This window comes from Aeromonas sp. ASNIH7 (assembly GCF_002903485.1).
In the GTDB taxonomy this organism is placed as follows: Bacteria; Pseudomonadota; Gammaproteobacteria; order Enterobacterales; family Aeromonadaceae; genus Aeromonas; species Aeromonas caviae.
Map to the genome: position 1 here is coordinate 3,771,070 of NZ_CP026226.1, position 17,421 is coordinate 3,788,490.

Annotated in this window: 18 protein-coding genes and 1 pseudogene; 5 read left to right on the forward strand and 14 right to left on the reverse strand. The window is 63.5% G+C overall.

Annotated elements, in window-relative coordinates; genetic code table 11:
- Positions 1-96: 96 nt before the first annotated feature.
- Positions 97-525: a ferric iron uptake transcriptional regulator gene (gene fur, locus C2U47_RS17805; RefSeq protein ID WP_010674102.1), complete on the reverse strand. Its 429-nt coding sequence runs from the start codon at positions 523-525 to the stop codon at positions 97-99.
- Between the two features lie 231 nt (positions 526-756).
- Between fur and C2U47_RS17810 the strand changes: the two genes are divergently transcribed.
- Positions 757-1,230 (forward strand): DUF4442 domain-containing protein, encoded by a 474-nt coding sequence (locus tag C2U47_RS17810; protein ID WP_010674103.1) that lies wholly within the window; start codon positions 757-759, stop codon positions 1,228-1,230.
- 68 nt (positions 1,231-1,298) lie between these two features.
- On the opposite strand, the gene fldA is transcribed toward C2U47_RS17810, so the two are convergent.
- Genes fldA through C2U47_RS17830 form a run of 4 tightly spaced genes read right to left on the reverse strand, consistent with a single transcriptional unit; the run spans position 1,299 to position 3,222 of the window.
- A complete protein-coding gene (fldA, locus tag C2U47_RS17815) occupies positions 1,299-1,823 on the reverse strand; it encodes a flavodoxin FldA (protein WP_010674104.1) in 525 nt (174 codons plus the stop codon).
- 40 nt (positions 1,824-1,863) lie between these two features.
- Positions 1,864-2,160, reverse strand: coding sequence for a LexA regulated protein (gene ybfE / locus C2U47_RS17820; protein WP_005325670.1), 297 nt, complete (start codon positions 2,158-2,160; stop codon positions 1,864-1,866).
- Between the two features lie 20 nt (positions 2,161-2,180).
- Positions 2,181-2,402 (reverse strand): DUF2788 domain-containing protein, encoded by a 222-nt coding sequence (locus C2U47_RS17825; RefSeq protein ID WP_010674106.1) that lies wholly within the window; start codon positions 2,400-2,402, stop codon positions 2,181-2,183.
- Positions 2,403-2,457: 55 nt separating this feature from the next.
- Positions 2,458-3,222, reverse strand: coding sequence for an alpha/beta fold hydrolase (locus C2U47_RS17830; RefSeq protein ID WP_010674107.1), 765 nt, complete (start codon positions 3,220-3,222; stop codon positions 2,458-2,460).
- A gap of 290 nt (positions 3,223-3,512) precedes the next feature.
- Here C2U47_RS17830 and seqA point away from each other — a divergent pair, with 290 nt between their 5' ends.
- Both seqA and pgm read left to right on the forward strand, forming a co-directional pair.
- On the forward strand, positions 3,513-4,022 hold the full coding sequence (seqA, locus tag C2U47_RS17835) for a replication initiation negative regulator SeqA (RefSeq protein ID WP_010674108.1): 510 nt from the start codon (positions 3,513-3,515) through the stop codon (positions 4,020-4,022).
- A 53-nt stretch (positions 4,023-4,075) separates the two neighbouring features.
- Positions 4,076-5,725 (forward strand): phosphoglucomutase (alpha-D-glucose-1,6-bisphosphate-dependent), encoded by a 1,650-nt coding sequence (pgm, locus tag C2U47_RS17840; RefSeq protein ID WP_010674109.1) that lies wholly within the window; start codon positions 4,076-4,078, stop codon positions 5,723-5,725.
- Between the two features lie 74 nt (positions 5,726-5,799).
- On the opposite strand, the gene C2U47_RS17845 is transcribed toward pgm, so the two are convergent.
- A complete protein-coding gene (locus tag C2U47_RS17845) occupies positions 5,800-6,681 on the reverse strand; it encodes a DMT family transporter (protein ID WP_010674110.1) in 882 nt (293 codons plus the stop codon).
- A gap of 94 nt (positions 6,682-6,775) precedes the next feature.
- Here C2U47_RS17845 and C2U47_RS17850 point away from each other — a divergent pair, with 94 nt between their 5' ends.
- Positions 6,776-7,258, forward strand: coding sequence for a MarR family winged helix-turn-helix transcriptional regulator (locus C2U47_RS17850; protein WP_010674111.1), 483 nt, complete (start codon positions 6,776-6,778; stop codon positions 7,256-7,258).
- A 45-nt stretch (positions 7,259-7,303) separates the two neighbouring features.
- On the opposite strand, the gene mltB is transcribed toward C2U47_RS17850, so the two are convergent.
- The 8 genes and pseudogenes from mltB to C2U47_RS17890 all read right to left on the reverse strand — a co-directional run bounded on the left by mltB (position 7,304) and on the right by C2U47_RS17890 (position 16,018).
- Positions 7,304-8,401: a lytic murein transglycosylase B gene (gene mltB, locus C2U47_RS17855; RefSeq protein WP_010674112.1), complete on the reverse strand. Its 1,098-nt coding sequence runs from the start codon at positions 8,399-8,401 to the stop codon at positions 7,304-7,306.
- Positions 8,402-8,495: 94 nt separating this feature from the next.
- Positions 8,496-9,098 carry a CDP-alcohol phosphatidyltransferase family protein gene (locus C2U47_RS17860; RefSeq protein ID WP_010674113.1) on the reverse strand — a complete coding sequence of 201 codons (603 nt, stop codon included), beginning with the start codon at positions 9,096-9,098 and terminating at the stop codon, positions 8,496-8,498.
- A pseudogene (locus C2U47_RS17865) lies at positions 9,091-9,752 on the reverse strand (ATP-binding cassette domain-containing protein). Before C2U47_RS17865 ends, C2U47_RS17860 begins: the two are co-directional and overlap by 8 nt.
- Before the next feature lie 4 nt (positions 9,753-9,756).
- Positions 9,757-11,394 carry an ABC transporter permease gene (locus C2U47_RS17870; RefSeq protein WP_010674115.1) on the reverse strand — a complete coding sequence of 546 codons (1,638 nt, stop codon included), beginning with the start codon at positions 11,392-11,394 and terminating at the stop codon, positions 9,757-9,759.
- Positions 11,395-11,400: 6 nt separating this feature from the next.
- The gene (locus tag C2U47_RS17875) at positions 11,401-12,570 is read right to left on the reverse strand and encodes an ABC transporter substrate-binding protein (protein WP_010674116.1); all 1,170 of its coding nucleotides are present in this window, start codon (positions 12,568-12,570) and stop codon (positions 11,401-11,403) included.
- Between the two features lie 19 nt (positions 12,571-12,589).
- Positions 12,590-14,746 (reverse strand): FAD-dependent oxidoreductase, encoded by a 2,157-nt coding sequence (locus C2U47_RS17880; RefSeq protein WP_010674117.1) that lies wholly within the window; start codon positions 14,744-14,746, stop codon positions 12,590-12,592.
- Complete coding sequence (locus C2U47_RS17885) at positions 14,743-15,318, reverse strand: carboxymuconolactone decarboxylase family protein (protein ID WP_010674118.1); 576 nt, start codon at positions 15,316-15,318, stop codon at positions 14,743-14,745. The genes C2U47_RS17880 and C2U47_RS17885 overlap by 4 nt, the downstream gene beginning before the upstream one ends.
- Entirely contained in the window at positions 15,308-16,018 is a 711-nt protein-coding gene (locus C2U47_RS17890; RefSeq protein ID WP_010674119.1) for a DUF1499 domain-containing protein, read from the reverse strand. The genes C2U47_RS17885 and C2U47_RS17890 overlap by 11 nt, the downstream gene beginning before the upstream one ends.
- A gap of 255 nt (positions 16,019-16,273) precedes the next feature.
- Between C2U47_RS17890 and C2U47_RS17900 the strand changes: the two genes are divergently transcribed.
- Positions 16,274-17,254 carry an IS5-like element IS5 family transposase gene (locus C2U47_RS17900; RefSeq protein WP_026141915.1) on the forward strand — a complete coding sequence of 327 codons (981 nt, stop codon included), beginning with the start codon at positions 16,274-16,276 and terminating at the stop codon, positions 17,252-17,254.
- The last annotated feature ends 167 nt before the right edge of the window (positions 17,255-17,421 follow it).

Sequence of the window (17,421 nt, forward strand, 5' to 3'; positions counted from 1 at the left end):
AAGAGGGCAGGGGAAACCCTGCCGCTTCTGGTCCGGATTGCGGACATAAAAAAGCCAGCATCATGCTGGCTTTTTTATTGTGCCGACCCGGCCGAATCAATCGTCGTGCTTGCAGTCACCGTTGGCGCAGTGGCCATACAGGTAAAGGCTGTGGTTGGTCAGGCGGATGTTGTGCGCCTTGGCGATGTCGCGCTGGCGCTGTTCGATCACCTCGTCGGAGAACTCGATCACCTTGCCGCAGTCGAGGCAGACCAGGTGGTCGTGGTGCTCCTGGGTGGCCAGCTCGAACACCGACTTGCCCCCTTCGAAATGGTGACGGGTGACGATACCGGCATCATCAAACTGGTTGAGAACGCGATAAACGGTAGCGAGACCAATCTCCTCGCCCTGATCGATCAGCCGTTTGTACAGATCTTCCGCACTGGTGTGCTGGCAGTCCGGCTGTTGCAGGATTTCCAGGATCTTGACACGGGGCAAGGTGATCTTGAGCCCGGCCTTTTTTAACGCTTGGTTGTTGTCTGCCATTTCTATTTATTCGCATTCTCGAAGGTGTGGTTATTCTGATTGACTGCCGCTGTAATGGCAACCACGAACTCGCTTGGCCTGTCATTATAGGTCGTAGCCAAGTTAAAAATAAACCCAGCAATTCAAGGGCTTTAGCTCATCAAGCCCGTCATGGGAATATTCAGGCCCGCTTGCTCGACCAGAGAATGTTGATACTATGTGACTTCTTTATAGTCTGGTCGGATGAGATCCATGGATTGGCTTTTCGGCAATGCCGCCTGGGTGCGCTGCGCCCTCAACGCCTGGCCCCCCTTCTGGGGTGCAGGCATCAAGATAGAAACCCTGAGCCCCGATTTCCGCTTCTGCCGGGTCACTCTCAAGTCCCGTTGGTGGAACAAGAATGCCAACCGGACCCAGTTTGGTGGCAGCATGTTCGCCATGACGGATCCCATCTACCCGTTGATGCTGATGGGATATTTCAAGAACCGCTACTACGTGTGGGACAAGGCGGGCAGCATCAATTTCATCAAGCCGGGCAAGGGCAAACTGGTGGCGGAGTTCACCCTGAGCGACGCCAAGCTGGCATCGATCGTGGCGGCGACCGAGGGGGGGGAGAAGCACTTTCCCGAGTTCGAGGTGCAGGTGCAGGATGGCCAGGGCGAGCTGGTGGCCCAGGTGAAGCGCACCCTCTATGTCAGATCCAAGCCCCAGCACAGGGGGGGCTGAATGCCTGCTGCAGATGCAACAAGGGCCCCGTCGGGGCCCTTGTTGCATGAAGAGGGAGGGAGATCAGATCACTCCAGCTCGCCCAGGCACATCTCTTCGTGCAGCTGTTTGCACCAGCCCTTGACGCGCTCTGCAGTCAGCTCGGGTTGGCGATCTTCGTCGATGCCCAGGCCCACGAAGTGCTTGTCATCCACGAGCGCCTTGGAGGCTTCGAACTCGTAGCTCGCGGTCGGCCAGTGGCCGATGATGATGGCGCCCTTGGCTTCGACGATGTCACGCAGGGTGCCCATGGCGTCGAGGAAGTACTCGGCATAGTCTTCCTGATCGCCGCATCCGAAGATGGCCACCAGCTTGTTGTTGAAGTCGATCTCTTCGAGTTCGGGGAAGAAGTCGTCCCAATCGGCCTGGGCTTCGCCGTAGTACCAAGTCGGGATGCCGAACATCAGCAGATCGAAGCTGTCGATGTCGGCCTTGCTGCTCTTGGCAATGTCACGGACTTCAATCAGTTGTTTGCCCAGTTCTTTCTGGATCATCTTGGCGACAGCTTCGGTATTACCGGTATCGCTGCCGAAAAACAGACCTACACTAGCCATAGTGTTTCGTTACCCGTATCTGGTGTTGATGCTTGACGGTTCAGATTGCGATGCCTGCTGCATGAGCAGACTCGATCTGTTGCTTCAGGATAGATTGGATCAGCTCGGCTCGGCTGACGTTCTGTTGCAGCGCAAGTTGGTTCAGGCGCTCCAGCAACTCGGCTTCCACCTTTAACTCGACCCGTTTCAGCCCGTTCTCACGATCGCGCTTGAGCTGGTTGCGCTTGTTGATCTTGAGCTGGGTCTCGCGGGGGAGTGGATTGGTCTTTGGCCTGCCGGGGCGCTTCTCAGTTGCGAACAGATCCAGTGTTGTTCGATCAGTTTGCTGTTTGGCCATACATCACAGATGAAAAGTAGTTAGCCGATCCCTGAGCCTTCCCAGCCCATTTCGATCAGCCCCTTGGCGACAAAACCCGCGCAACCCAGAAACAGCACCAGCCAGACGATGAAGCGGCCGAAGCGGGGCACATTGCCCCGTTTGAGCACGTCCTGAATGGCCAGACCAATCAGCAGGAAGATGGCCACGAAGAACAGTTTCAGGCCCAGACTCTCGATGAGATCGATGTGTTCACTCAGCATGGATTGCGCGCACTCCTTAAGACGGGCGCACTATATCACAAAGGATTTGAAACTGTTAACCGCCTGTCGACAGGAAATCCACAACCAGTTTGTTGAACAAAACCGGCTTTTCCGCGTGCAGCCAGTGACCCGTGCCGGCGATGACGCGGGCCTTGGCGGCCGGGAACTGGGCCATCGCGGCCCCGGTGTATTCGGGCAGCATATAGTCGGAGTCGCCCCCCTTGATGAAGAGTGTCGCGCCTTCGAAGCGGCGTTCATCGTCGGGCCAGCCCATGATGTTGGCGTAGTTGCGCTCAAGGGCCGGCACGTTGAAACGCCACCCCCATCCAGACTCCCCTTTGGCGAAGGATTTGAGCAGGAACTGGCGCACCCCGGCGATCTCGATGTGCTCGGCCAGCATGGCTTCCGCCTCGCTGCGGCTCAGGGGGGGCGTGGCCAGCGTGGCATTGAGCCCGGCAAACACGTTCTTGTGGCGGGCGTGGGGATAGGCCACCGGGGCGATGTCCGCCACCACCAGCTTGCTGACCCTGTGTGGGGCCTGCTTGGCGACCTGCATGGCGACCTTGCCCCCCATGGAGTGGCCCACCAGGGCCACCTGTTCAAGTCCAAGATGGTCCAGCAGGGCCAGGATGTCCGCCGCCTGAGCCGGGTAGCTCATCTCGTCCGAGTGAAAGGAGGCACCGTGATTGCGCAGATCGATGCTGATGACCCGGTATTGTTCGCAGAGGGGGCGCGCCAGCAGGCCGAGGTTGTCCAGGCTGCCAAAGAGGCCATGGATCAGCACGACAGTCGGGCCTTCGCCCTGTTCCTTGAAGTTCAATCGTGGGTATTGTTGCAAAATGACACCTTATCGGTCGTGGGCTCTATCGCCATAATTTTTAACACACTGAAAGAAAAGGATTTCATTCCTGGTGGGGGATTTTTTTGTGGTTTTTTTTCAAAAATATCTCCCCGGGATCGGCTATCAGTGCGGGGGATCACACACTTGGCCCGTCATTATGCCGTATTCTCAAGGAGATTCATGCACATCTGTCCGCCCCTTGCTTGGGCTGCCGGGTCTGCCTATGTATAATCGCCGCATCCGAATTTCGACGAGTCCAGCGCATCCCTATGAAAACCATCGAGCTTGATGACGATCTCTACTTCTTTATCGCGAGCCAGACCCGGCACATCGGCGAGAGTGCGTCCGATATCCTGCGTCGCCTGCTGGAGCAACCCGCCCAGGCTGGCACGGCAACCGTGGCGGCCGCGCCTGCGATGCAACCGCAACCCGTGGCCGATGCCATGGGGCTGGAGGCGTTGCTGGATTCCGGCGAGCTTCAGAAAGAAGAGAAGTCCATCAACCGCTTCATGCTGGTATTGAGCACCCTCTATCGGGACAACCCGGAAGGCTTCACCCAGGCGACCGAGATAAAAGGGCGCAAGCGCGTCTATTTTTCCCGTGACCCGGAAGCGCTGCGTGCCAGTGGCAGCACCACCAAGCCCAAGCCGGTACCGGAGACCCCGTTCTGGGTGATCACCAATACCAATACCAGCCGCAAGCAGAACATGGTGGCCCAGCTCATGAACAGCATGGGTTATGACGAGGATCTGACGGCTCGGGTGTGCGGCGCCGTTTAACCCATCAATGACTTCAGGCCTTGCCGGGCAAGGCTCAGCTCAAGGAAAACGCCATGGCACAGCATTCCCACGCCGGTCAGCCGGCTCGTCTTTGCGATCTGACCAACATTCCCCGTCTGGTCAGCGCCTACTACCTCAACAAGCCGGACATGAGCCGCCCTGAGCAGCGGGTCGCCTTCGGCACCTCCGGTCACCGTGGTAGCGCCCTGCACAGCGCCTTCACCGAATCCCACATTCTGGCGGTGACCCAGGCTCTGGTGGAGTACCGCCAGCAGGCCGGTATCACGGGGCCGCTGTTCGTCGGCATGGATACCCATGCCCTGTCTGAATCCGCCTTTGCCAGCGCGGTGGAAGTGCTGGCGGCCAACGGTGTCGAGACCCGCATTCAGGCCGGCCTCGGCTTCACGCCGACCCCGGTCATCTCCCATGCCATCCTGCGCCACAACGCAGGCAAACCCGTGGCCCAGGCGGACGGCGTCGTGATCACCCCGTCCCACAACCCGCCGGAAGATGGTGGCTTCAAATACAACCCGCCCCACGGCGGTCCTGCCGAAGGCGAGATCACCAAGTGGGTGGAAGACCGCGCCAACGCGATTCTGGAAGCGGGTCTGGCCGGCGTGAAGCGGATGCCGTTTGCCGAGGCCCTCAAGAGCCCGTTCGTGGTGGAACACGACTATGTCACCCCTTATGTGGATGATCTCGAAAACGTGCTGGATCTGGCCGCCATCAAGCAGGCTGGCATCAAGATCGGCGTGGATCCGCTGGGTGGCTCCGGCGTCGCCTACTGGGACGTCATCGCCAGGCGCTACGGTCTGGACATCGAGGTGGTGAACTACAAGGTCGACCCGACCTTCTCCTTCATGACCCTGGACAAAGACGGCAAGATCCGGATGGACTGTTCCAGCCCGTTCGCCATGGCGAGCCTGATTGCCCTGAAAGACAAGTTCGACATCGCCCTTGGCAATGACCCTGACTACGACCGTCACGGCATCGTCACCAAGGCGGGCCTGATGAATCCGAACCACTATCTGGCGGTGGCCATCCAGTATCTGTTCACCCACAGAACCGGCTGGCCCAAGGGGGCGGCCGTCGGCAAGACGCTGGTCTCCTCTTCCATGATCGACCGGGTGGCCGGCGAGATCGGTCGCACCCTCAAAGAGGTGCCGGTCGGCTTCAAGTGGTTCGTGGACGGTCTCTACAGCGGCGAGTTCGGCTTTGGCGGCGAGGAGAGCGCGGGTGCCTCCTTCCTGCGCAAGGACGGTACCGTCTGGACCACCGACAAGGATGGCTTCATCCTGGCGCTGCTGGCGGCCGAGATCCTGGCGGTGACCGGCAAGGATCCCCAGGCCCACTACGATGCGCTCGAAGCCAGGTTCGGCCGCTCCAGCTACCGCCGCATCGATGCTCCGGCCAACAGCGCCCAGAAGGCGGTGCTCTCCAAGCTGGATCCGGCCCTGGTGGAAGCCTCCACCCTGGCTGGTGAGCCCATCCTCGCCAAGCTGACCAAGGCGCCCGGCAACGATGCCGCCATCGGCGGCCTGAAAGTGGTGACCGAGAATGGCTGGTTCGCGGCACGCCCCTCCGGTACCGAGTCCATCTACAAGATCTACATGGAGAGCTTCAAGGGGGAGGCGCACCTGGACCTCATCCAGCAGGAAGCCCAGCAGATCGTCTCCGCCGCCCTGGCCAAGGCCGGCGTCTGACCCTTACGGCAACAACCCATGTGAAAGAGGAGCCCTGGTGGCTCCTCTTCTTTTTGTGTCGGGTTGACTGCGGATCAGCCGTTGTCGACGCTGCCGGTGGCGGCCTTGCGGTTCCGCCAGCGCTTGAGGAAGGAGCGGGCCGGCAGCTTCATCAGGAAGAGAGAGAGCAGAATGATGCCGATGCCGAGCCACTGACGGCCATCTAGGGTTTCTCCCACCATCAGCACACCGCAGGAGACCGCCACCATGGGATTGGTGAGGGCCAGCATCCCCATCACCTCCGGGCCATGGCGTTTGAGTCCCCAGAGCCAGGCCCAGTAGGCCAGAGCCGTATTGAGGATCACCAGCCAGATAAGCCCGGGAGTGGCGTCAGCCCGGGGCAGGGGCATGGGGCCGGCCAGCCACCAGGCCAGCGGGATCAGCATCAGGCCGCCCAGCAGCAGCTGCCAAGCGGTCAGGGCCAGCAGATCATCCACCGGCCAGCGTTGCATCCAGCGGCTCGACTGGCCGATGAGCAGGGTGGCGAGCAGGGCGCACGCCACGCCGACGGGATCCAGATTGGCAGAGGGATTGAGCAACAAGAGCACCCCGACGAGCCCCATCACCCCCAGCAACAGCCACTTGATCGTCGGTCTGACACCGTCTTGCAGCCAGGCCAGCCCCATCAGGATGAGGGGCAGCGTCGCTCCCAACGTACCCGCCACGGCGCCGGGCAGGCGAAACGCCGCCACGAACAGCAGGGCGAAGAAGGCGGTGATGTTGCAAAATGCCAGCAGGAACTGCTTGCTCCAGACGAGAGGCGGTCTGCGGGGATGGAGCAACAGCAGCAGCACCCCGGCGGGGAGGGCGCGCCACACGGCCACCCAGTAGGGGGAGTAGTCGGTCAGGTAGAGACTGACGACGGCATAGGTGCTGCCCCAGAGCAGGGGGGCGAGCAGGGCGATCAGCAGCGGCATGGTTATCTCGCAACAAAGTATCTTTAAGTAAAGATACATTAGCCGCGAGTTGGTTTATTATCAAGTATCTTCATGTGAAGATAATGGAGCCCGAATGGAGAGTGATCATGTAGATCAACTGCTGGCCCAGTGGGCCCGGCAGCGCCCGGACCTCGACTGCTCCCCCATGGGGGTGCTGGGGCGGGTGGCGCGCATGGCGGCGATCGCCGGGCGCGAAGTGAGCGAGACCCTCAAGGAGTGCGGTCTGCTGGGGTCTGATTTCGATATCCTGGCTACCCTGCGTCGGGCCGGTGAGCCGCTGACTCCGACCGCGCTCTACCAGTCCGCCATGCTGAGTTCAGGTGCCATGACAGCCCGGCTCGACAAGCTGGAGCAGCGTGGCCTGATAAGACGTGAAGCCTCCCCGGATGACAGGCGCAGCCTGCTGGTCTGCCTGACGGAGCCGGGGCGGGAGCTGGTTGACCATGCGGTGGAACAGCACGTGGCGAACGAGCGCCGCCTGCTGGCCCCATTGAGCCTGGTCGAACAGGAGCAGCTGGCCGCCCTGCTCAAACGCTGGCTGCTGGAAAACGAATAAAAAAAACGGGCCTGCGGGCCCGTTTTCGTTGGCATTGAGGCTGACTCAGTAGCCGCCTCTGGCATCCCTGACGGCAAGGCCAAGCTGCCATACCGCCATGGCGTAGTGGGTGCTGTGGTTGTAGCGGGTGATGGCGTAGAAGTTCGGCAAGCCGTACCAGTACTGGTAACCGGTGCCGACATCCAGACGCAGCAGGCTCGCCTCCTTGTGATTGCCAAGGGATCCGGTTGGGGTCAACCCGGCACCGCGCAGGGTGGCTACCGGGTAGCGGGTCTGGAAGCCGTGCTCATAGCCCGGCAGCTGTCCCTGGCCGCGTACTGCCACCGGCTGCCCTTTCTCCCAGCCGTGGGCCTTGAAGTAGTTGGCCACGCTGCCGATGGCATCCACCGGATCCCACAGGTTGGTGTGGCCGTTGCCGTTGAAGTCCACCGCGTAGTTGCGAAAACTCGACGGCATGAACTGGCCGTAGCCCATGGCCCCGGCATAGGAGCCCTTGGGTTCGGTGGGATCCATCCCCTCATCCCGGGTCATCACCAGGAAGGCTTCCAGCTCGCCGGTGAAGAAGTCGGCGCGGCGCGGGTAGTCAAATGCCAGGGTCGCCAGGGCGTCGAGAATGCGGGTCTTGCCCATCACCCGACCCCAGCGGGTTTCCACCCCGATGATGCCGACGATGATCTCGGGTGGCACCCCGTAGATCTGCTGCGCCCGGTTGAGTTCACTCTCGTATTCACGCCAGAAGTTGACGCCGTTCTGCACGTTGTCCGGGGTGATGAACTTGGCGCGGTAGCGATTCCAGGCGCCGGTCGGACCGGTGGGCGGCCTGGTGGTGGGGGCTTGGGCGTCCATCAGCTTGATGATCCAGTCATAACGCTCGGCCTGGGCCAGTACCCGGTGCAGCTCGGCGCTGTCGAAGCCGTGCTTTTGCACCATCCGCTGCACGAAGTTGTCCACGTTGGAACGATTGGCGAAGTCCCCCTTGCTGACCCCGGGCTGGCTCACCTGCCCGTAGAAGGGTTTGCTCGGCGGCGTCTGGTTGATGAAGGCGCTGTTGGGTTGGGGTTTGACCACGGGCTTGGGCGCCGGCGTGCTGCTGCAGCCGTAGATCAGGGGAAACAGGGAGAGGACACAGACAAGGCGACGCATAGGGTTCTCGTGAGCCTGAAAAAGAGTGCCGTCATGGTAAAACATTGGCGTGCAGGCGCAAGTGCTCCGTGCCAGCGTGCCCCCCGGGATCCCGTCAGCGCAGGGTGTGGTAGCCGCTCCAGATCCGGGTCAGGGTCGTGATGGCACAGAGCAGGGCGAAACCGTAGGCCAGTGGCACGAAGGCGGCGGGCCAGAGGCACATGATCACGAAGAGGGCGATGGTTTCGCTCCCCTCGGTGAGCCCGCCCAGATAGTAGAGGGATTTGTGGTGGTAGACGGGGCTCTCGATGCCCCGTTTGCCCGCCATGATGGCAAAGGCCAGAAAGCTCGATCCCGTGCCCATGAAGGCGAACAGCAGGGTGGCGGCGGCCAGGGCGTTGGCCGGGTCGGCAAGGGCAAAGCCCAGCACCACGGCGGCGTAGAAGATGAAATCCAGCGTGATGTCGAGAAACCCGCCGCAGTCGGTGATGCCCGTATCCCGCGCCACGGCGCCATCCAGCCCGTCCAGCAGCCGGTTGAGCAGAATCGCCGCCAACGCCCACTGATAGCAGCCAAAGGCCAGCAGCGGCGGCGCCAGCATGCCGATGAGAAAGCCGGCGAGACTCACCTGGTTGGCGCTCACCCCGGCCCGGCACAGGGGGCGGGCGAGTGCGGTGAGGGGGCGGCGGATAACCGGGATCAGGTGGCGATCAAACAAGGTGGTGCTCCTCTTCGGGGCTGGCTGGGGGGATCAGTTGCAAGATGGTGCCCGGTGCATCCTCTTCGTCGTGGGTCACCAGCAGGGCGGGGATGGCCTGCGTGCGCAGGCGCTCGAACACCAGGGTTCTGAATGCCGCCCGCAGCGGCTTGTCGAGGCGGGAGAAGGGCTCGTCCAGCAGCAATGCCCTGGGCTCGGCCAGCAGGGCACGCAGCAGGCTGACGCGGGCTTTCTGGCCGCCGGAGAGCGCCCCTGGCAGCTTGTCCGCCTGAGCCTTCAGCCCGACCTCGGCCAGCGCCTCGCGGGCCCGGGTCTGCCTTGCAGCCATCCCCTTGAGATGCGCCGGCATGCCGAACATCAGATTTTCTGCCACCGTCAGGTGGGCAAACAGCAGGTCATCCTGAAACAGGATGCCGACCCCCCTCTCCTGGGGGGGCAGCGGGGTGAGGCGATGTGTGCCGAGCAGGATGTCCCCGGTCAGCCGGATGGGCCCCCGGGTGGCAGCACTCCCGCTAGCGCAGCCAGCAGGGAGCTCTTGCCACAGCCGCTCGGTCCCATCAGGGTGAGCACCTCGCCCGGGGCAACCCTGAGGGGGGGGAGCGTCAGCAGGGGGGCACCGTTGAGGAAGAGGGTGAGTGCGGAGGTGTGCAGCATCGGGTCAGGGCCTCAGGGCGGGGTTGATGCGCCGCGGCAGCCAGAGCGCCAGGGCATAGATGAAAAGGGGCAGCAGCAGTTGCAGCAGGCCGTAGAGCCCCGCCAGCCGCCGGTTGAGGCCGCTGCCGATGGCCACCGCCTCCGTGGTGATGGTGACGACCCGCCCGCCGCCGAACAGCAGGGTCGGCAGGTATTGGGCCAGGCTCACCGCCGCCCCGACACCGAAGGCGAACAGCAGGGGACGGGCGAGCAGGGGACCCTTGACTCGCCACCAGGCCCCCCAGGGGCTGGCCCCGAGCGTGAGGGCCACCCGGGTGAGGCGCTCGTCGAACTGGCGATAGGGGCCGTGCAGGCAGAGATAGACGTATGGAAAGACGAAGATCAACTGGCTCCAGAGTACCCAGCCAGGGCCTATGCCAGTGAATCCCAGCCCGTCGGTCTGAAGGCGCAATCCAAACAGCAGGCTGGCCTGGGGCAGCAGCAGAGGCAGGCAGACAAGCCAGAGGGTGCGAGTGGCGCGGCGTGCAGGCAACGCCTCGAGGCAAAGCACCGCCAGCAGCAGGGAGAGCGCGGCGCAGAGCAGGGCCAGCCACAGACTCTGCCACAGCAGCGGGCCCAGGCTCGGCAGCAGAGCCAGCCAGTGGTGGCTACTCCATTCACTCGGCCAGAGGGCGGGAAAGGACCAGCGCCGGGTCAGGGACCAGAGCAGCAGGGCGGCGAGCACCAGCAGATTGGTCAGGAGCAGCCCCCACACGCCGATGCGGGCAATGAATGCGGGCCAGGGCGAGGCGGGGGCGCGTCGCCCATCCAGCCAGCGTGCCTTGCCGAGGGTGAGGTGGGTCCGCTCCAGCAGCCTGAGGGCGCCAAGCAGCAGCAGGTTGAGGGCGAGCAGCAAGAGGGCGCCGCTGGCACTGGCGCCGCGCCAGGCGGGGTCGGCATCCTGATACCAGAGCCAGAGTCGCACCGCCAGGGGCGGCGGGGCATCCGGCCCCAGCAGCAGGGCGAGATCCACTACCGCCAGGCCATAGGCGGCGACCGCGTAGAAGGGCAGTCGCAGGGCGGGCCAGAGGGCGGGCAGCAGCAGGCGCCACCAGATCCGGGGGGCGCTGAAGCCGAGGCAGGCCCCCAGCCACTGCTGGCGCGCCACCTTGGCGGGATCCAGTGCCGCCAGCGCCATCAGCAGCAGGAAGGGGGTCTCCTTGAGGATGAGCACCACGATGAGGCCAAGCCCCCAGGGATCCTTGAGGGTTTGCCAGTCCGGGGGCTGATGGGTGAGGTCAAGCAGGGGGGCGACGAGGCGCAGCAGCCAGCCGGAGGGAGCGATCAGAAAGGCGATGCCGATGGCAAAGGCGACGTGGGGAAGCGCCAGCAGGGGGGAGAGCAGGCGGCGCAGCCAGCGCATCCAGGGACGCCCGTCCCCCTGGGCGAGCAGCAGGGCGGTGGCGCCGAGGGCCCCCAGGGTGGAGGCCCCCGCCACCCAGAGGCTCAACCCTGCGGAGTGCCAGAGTCCGGGCTGGGGGAGCAAGAGGGATAGATTGGCGGGGGAGAGCCCCTCGATGACCAGCAACAGCAGGCCCCCGGCGAGCGGGATCCCCAGCATCAAAAAGGGCAGCAGGAGGAGAAGAGGGGCGCGCGCCTGCATGATGGATCAGTGGCCGTAGCGCTCGGCCCAGGCCGCTTCCAGCCGGGTCTGCCAGCTGGGGTGGGGCTCTGCCACTCCCTTGAAGCGCAATGCCGGACGGGTCTGGCCTGGCAGCGCCTCCTGGCGCAGCACGCTGGGATCCCCCCAGAAGGCGGGGTCGCTCTTGCGTGCCTGGGCGGCGGGGCTCAGCAGGAAGTTGACCACCACCTTGGCCCCGGCCCGGGCGGAGGCATTGAAGGGGATGGCGAGGAAATGGCTGTTGGTGAGCGCCCCTTTTTCCATGGCGATGGCCTGGACGGTGGGGGGCAGGGTGCCGTTTTGCACCGAACTCTGGGCTTCCCCCGGGTTGAAGCTGATGGCCATGGCCAGCTCGCCGTCATCGAGCAACTGCCTGGTTTCGGCGGCGCCGGTGGGGAAGAGCCTGCCCTTTCGCCAGAGCGCGGGGTGAAGCTGGTCGAGCCAGGCCCAGAGCGGGGCGGTGATGCGAAGGAAGTCGGCATCGGTCGCCTCCCGATAGAGGGGCGCCGGATCTGGTGTCAGCTCCAGCAGGATCTGCTTGAGAAAGCTAGAGCCGTGAAACTGGGGAGGCTTGGGGTAGGTGAAGCGGCCGGGGTGAGCCTTGGTCCAGGCCAGCAGGGCGGCCGCCGAGGTGGGAGGAACGTCTACCTGGTCGCCATCCACCATCAGATTGAGCTGGCCTATGCCCCAGGGGGCCTCCAGCCCCTCGACCGGCACGGTGAAGTCTTCACTCACCGGCAGGGCGGTGTCCACCAGGGCCATGTTGGGCAGCTCGTCGGTAAAGGGGGCCCCCAGCAGGCCCTGCTCCTTGAGCGCCTTGAAGTTCTCGCCGTTGACCCAGAGCAGGTCGATGGGGCCGTTCGACGTCTTGCCAGCCTGCTTGCCGGCCAGCAACTGGCTCACGCTCTGGGCGATGTCATCCACCTTCACCTGCACCAGCTCGACCTGGTACTGGCGAGCGATCTCCTGCCTGGCCCACACCAGGTAGGCGTTGATCTCGGGGCTGCCCCCCCAGGCGTTGAAGTAGACGGTCTGCCCCCTGGCGGCCAGCAGGGTCTGCTGCCACGACGCGTCATTGGCGTGGAGCGGGGAGGTCAGCAGCAGGGGGACAGCGGCCATCAGGGGACGGAGCAGGGCGCGAAGTCGGGTCGTGAACATGATGGTTGCCTCGTCAGAGTCAGGCGCCGCGGCGCCAGCGGTGATAACGGGCCAGCAGCGCCAGCAGGCGCCCGGGCTGGCGGGCACGGCGCCAGGCGCCAGCCACGTACTTGTTCCCCTCCATCAGGGTGGGGTAGGGGTGAACGGTGGCGAGGATCTTGCCAAGTCCCAGGCGGTGGCGCATGGCGAGGGCAAACTCGGCGATCCGCTCGCCGGCGTGAGCACCCACTATGGTGGCCCCGAGTATCCTGTCACGGCCCGGCACCGTCAGCACCTCGACAAAGCCCCCTGACTCGCCGTCAGCGATGGCTCTGTCCAGCTCGGCCATCTCGAAGCGGGTCGACTCGAAGGGGATGCCTCGGGCCCGAGCCTCTTTCTGGTTGAGGCCGACCCTGGCTATCTCCGGACTGGTATAGGTGGCCGCCGGCATGACCCTGTAGTCTGCCCGAAAGCGCCTGAACTGGCCAAAGAGGGCGTTGATGGCGGCATACCAGGCCTGATGGGCGGCAAAATGGGTGAACTGGTAGGGGCCGGCAACGTCCCCCACCGCCAGGATGCTGGGGTAGTTGGTGGCGAGGAAGCTGTCGATGGCCAGGGTGCCGCCGGGGGCCAGTTCAACCCCCAGCGCCTCCAGCCCGAAACCGCTCACGTTGGCCTCCCGGCCAAGGGCCAGCAGCAGCTGGTCCCCCTCAACCACCAGCGTCTCGTCCCCCCGGCGCAGGTGCAGCCGGATGGGCAGGTTGGTGCCTTTACCGTCCATATACTCGGCCGAGGTAGCCTGCCAGCCGAGGTGCAGGGTGACGCCGTCGTGCTCCAGCTGGGCGGCCAGGGCCCCGGCGACGTCCCTATCTTCCCGGGGCAGCAGCTGAGGGCCTTGCTCCACCAGGGTGACGGGGATACCGAGCAGGGCCAGGCTCTGGGCCAGCTCGCAGCCGATGGGGCCCCCTCCCAGCACCAGCAGATGGCGGGGGGGCTCGCGCAGTCGCTGCCAGATAGTGTCGGAGGTGAGGTAGGGAACCCTGTCCAGCCCCGGCAGTGCGGGTAACCGGGGGCGGGCGCCGGTGGCGATCACGATATGACGGCTGGTCAGGCGCTTGCCGTTGACCTCCACCTCCCAGGGGGAGGTGACTCGCGCCCGCCCCTGGATGCACTCCACCCCAAGTCCTTCATAGCGCGCCACCGAGTCGTGGGGTTCGACCTCCTCGATGACCCGGGCGACCCGCGCCATCACGGCGGCGAAGTCGGCGCTGCTCTGGCTCGGGGTAAAACCAAGCTCCCCGGCCTTGCGCTGTTCAAAGGCGAAGCGGGCGCTTCGGATCAGCGCCTTGGAGGGGACGCAGCCGGTATGGAGGCAATCCCCTCCCATCCTGTGCTGCTCGATGAGGGCCACTCTGGCTTTCACCGCGGCGGCGATGTAGCTGGTGACCAGGCCTCCGGCGCCGGCACCTATCACCAGCAGGTTGTAGTCAAAGCGCGCCGGCTTGCGGTAGGGGGCGTGCAATCGGTAGAGGGCGAGACGGCGCTGCAAGGCACGCATCAGCCAGGGCATCAGGCCGAGCAGGGTCAGGGCGGCCAGCAGGCCGGGGGAGAAGAGGTTGCCTGTGCTGGTGAGGGTAGCCAGCTCGCTCCCCGCCAGCACGTAGACGAGGGTGCCCGGAAGCATGCCGAGCTGGCTGACCCAGTAGTAGGTGCTGACTCTGATGGGGGTGAGCCCCATCACCAGGTTGACCAGAAAGAAGGGGAAGAGGGGGATGAGGCGCAGGCTCAGCAGATAGAAGGCCCCCTCCTTTTGCATGCCGGCCTGAACGCTCGTCAGCTTGTCGCCAAAGCGCGTCTCGACCCAGTCCCGCAGCAGGAAGCGGGCGCTGAGAAAGGCCAGGGTGGCGCCGAGGGAGCTGGCAAAGGAGACCAGCAAGAGCCCCCACAGGATGCCGAAGACGGCGCTGCCCGCCAGGGTGAGCAGGGCCGCCCCCGGTAGGGAGAGGGCGGTGGTGAGCACATAGATCACCAAAAACAGCAGGCTGGCTGCGACAACATGGCGGTCGACCCAAAGGGCCAGGCGCGCCTGATGAGCCTGCAACTGGGTGAGGCTCAGATAGTGGTCAAGGTCGAGGGCAAAGAAGGTGCCGAACAGGGCCCCCATCGCCAGCAACAGCAGCAGGCGTGCCCGGTTCATCCCTGCCCCTTGTCGAGGTGGCGCTCGGGTTGCACCGGCAACTGGCAGAACCCCTGGGGAGCGATGTCGAGAGCGGCATTGAACTTGGCGGACATGTTCTGGAAGGCGATGAGGCCGGTGAGCTCCACCAGGGCGTCGTCATCGAACCAGGGCTTGAGGCGGGCGGCCTGCTCGTCGCTCACGCCATCCAGCCCGGTCATGGCCTCGGCATAGTCCAGCACGGCCCGCTCCCGCTCGTCGAACAAGGGGCTGTCGCGCCACCGGGCTAGCGCCTCCACCTTGTCGCTGGAGCCTGCCCGCTTGACGAGGGTCATGGCGTTGATGTCGACACAGAAACGACACCAGTTGAGCTGGGAGACCCGCACCGTCACCAGGGAGCGCAGCACGGGGTCGATGGGGGAGCGCTTGCGGTTGATGACGCCGTAGAGGGTGGCGACCGCGGCGAACAGCCTGGGGGAGCGCCCCCAGCACTTGCCCGGGATCAGCACCTGACCGTAGTTGCGTTTCTGCAGCCAGAAGAAGGGGCGGATGAACCAGGCGTAGGCCCGGTCCGGTTTGACCTCAATGCGCATCTTGTTCCTCTTTGAGCTTCTCCATCTTGGGCTTGTAGGCCCCGCCCAGACGCTCGTTCAACCGATTCAGGAAATCGATGATCCGTGCCCGGTTGACCCCCAGATCGCTGCGCCCCTGGCGCGAGGCGGAGCGCATGTCGATACGGGTCTCTTTGGGCCCGGCAAAGACCCGCAGGGCCACGTCATCCTGAAACCCGAACCAGCCGGTGGTGACGACGGCATCGATACCCTCGCTGCCCGGGCGAACCTGCCAGCCCAGCTCCGTCATCAGTTCCTCGGCTTCCGCGAGCACTTCGACCGGGGATGCCCGGGTATAGAGAGGACCGGGGTTGCCTGGAAATACTTGCAGGGGCGGGGGGGAGACCGGGAGATCCTCCGGGCTTCTGAGCTGCTCGGCCCACTGGAGCCGTGGCGGATGGTAGGGATCCGTGCTGACGTCGTTGGTGAGGGGAGAGCGCAGCGCCTGGACGAGAAACAGCAGGGGCAGCAGCAGGGGAGCAATGCCCCAGATATCCGGCCAGAGGTTGGTGGTGCGGCGATAGCGCCAGGGCAGGCGCAGCAGCAGCACGAGGCTGAGGAGGGCGCTGGGGAGACAGAGGATGAAGCCGAGCCACCAGGGCCAGAGATGGGCGCGGCTGCCAAGGGCCCCGCAAAGGGGCAATAGCCAGGTCAGCAGCGGCCACCACAAAGAGCTGTGCATATGAGGGATCCACGGGTCAGGATGGAACTATGCCCAGAAGGATAAACTTAATTGCCTGATAACGTTAGTAAATTATCGTGATGCTTCGGTTTTTTGCCGCCCCGGGTGGGGGGCGGTTCTGGGAGTGGGGCGCCAGCAAACCTGCGTGGGCTGTGTCGGCGCGCCGGTCCGGCTTCAGCTGCGCTAGGGAAGGTGCGAACAAGTCCCTGATATGAGATCATGTTTGTCATCTGGAGCCATGAAAAAGGGTTCATCATGAGTCATCAGCTCACCTTCGCCGACAGTGAATTCAGCAGTAAGCGCCGTCAGACCAGAAAAGAGATTTTCTTGTCCCGCATGGAGCAGATTCTGCCATGGCAAAACATGGTGGAAGTCATCGAGCCGTTTTATCCCAAGGCTGGTAATGGCCGGCGACCTTATCCGCTGGAAACCATGCTACGCATTCACTGCATGCAGCATTGGTACAACCTGAGCGATGGCGCGATGGAAGATGCTCTGTACGAAATCGCCTCCATGCGTCTGTTTGCCCGGTTATCCCTGGATAGCGCCTTGCCGGACCGCACCACCATCATGAATTTCCGCCACCTGCTGGAGCAGCATCAACTGGCCCGCCAATTGTTCAAGACCATCAATCGCTGGCTGGCCGAAGCAGGCGTCATGATGACTCAAGGCACCTTGGTCGATGCCACCATCATTGAGGCTCCCAGCTCGACCAAGAACAAAGAGCAGCAACGCGATCCGCAGATGCATCAGACCAAGAAAGGCAATCAGTGGCACTTTGGCATGAAGGCCCACATTGGTGTCGATGCCAAGAGTGGCCTGACCCACAGCCTAGTCACCACCGCGGCCAACGAGCATGACCTCAATCAGCTGGGTAATCTGCTGCATGGAGAGGAGCAATTTGTCTCAGCCGATGCCGGCTACCAAGGGGCGCCACAGCGCGAGGAGCTGGCCGAGGTGGATGTGGACTGGCTGATCGCCGAGCGCCCCGGCAAGGTAAGAACCTTGAAACAGCATCCACGCAAGAACAAAACGGCCATCAACATCGAATACATGAAAGCCAGCATCCGGGCCAAGGTGGAGCACCCGTTTCGCATCATCAAGCGACAGTTCGGCTTCGTGAAAGCCAGATACAAGGGGTTGCTGAAAAACGATAACCAACTGGCGATGTTATTCACGCTGGCCAACCTGTTTCGGGCGGACCAAATGATACGTCAGTGGGAGAGATCTCACTAAAAACTGGGAATAACGCCTTAAATGGCGAAGAAACGGTCTAAATAGGCTGATTCAAGGCATTTACGGGAGAAAAGATCGGCTCAAACTGAAAAAATGAAATGACTGAGTCAGCCGAGAAGAATTTCCCCGCTTATTCGCACCTTCCTTAGGGAAGGTGCGAACAAGTC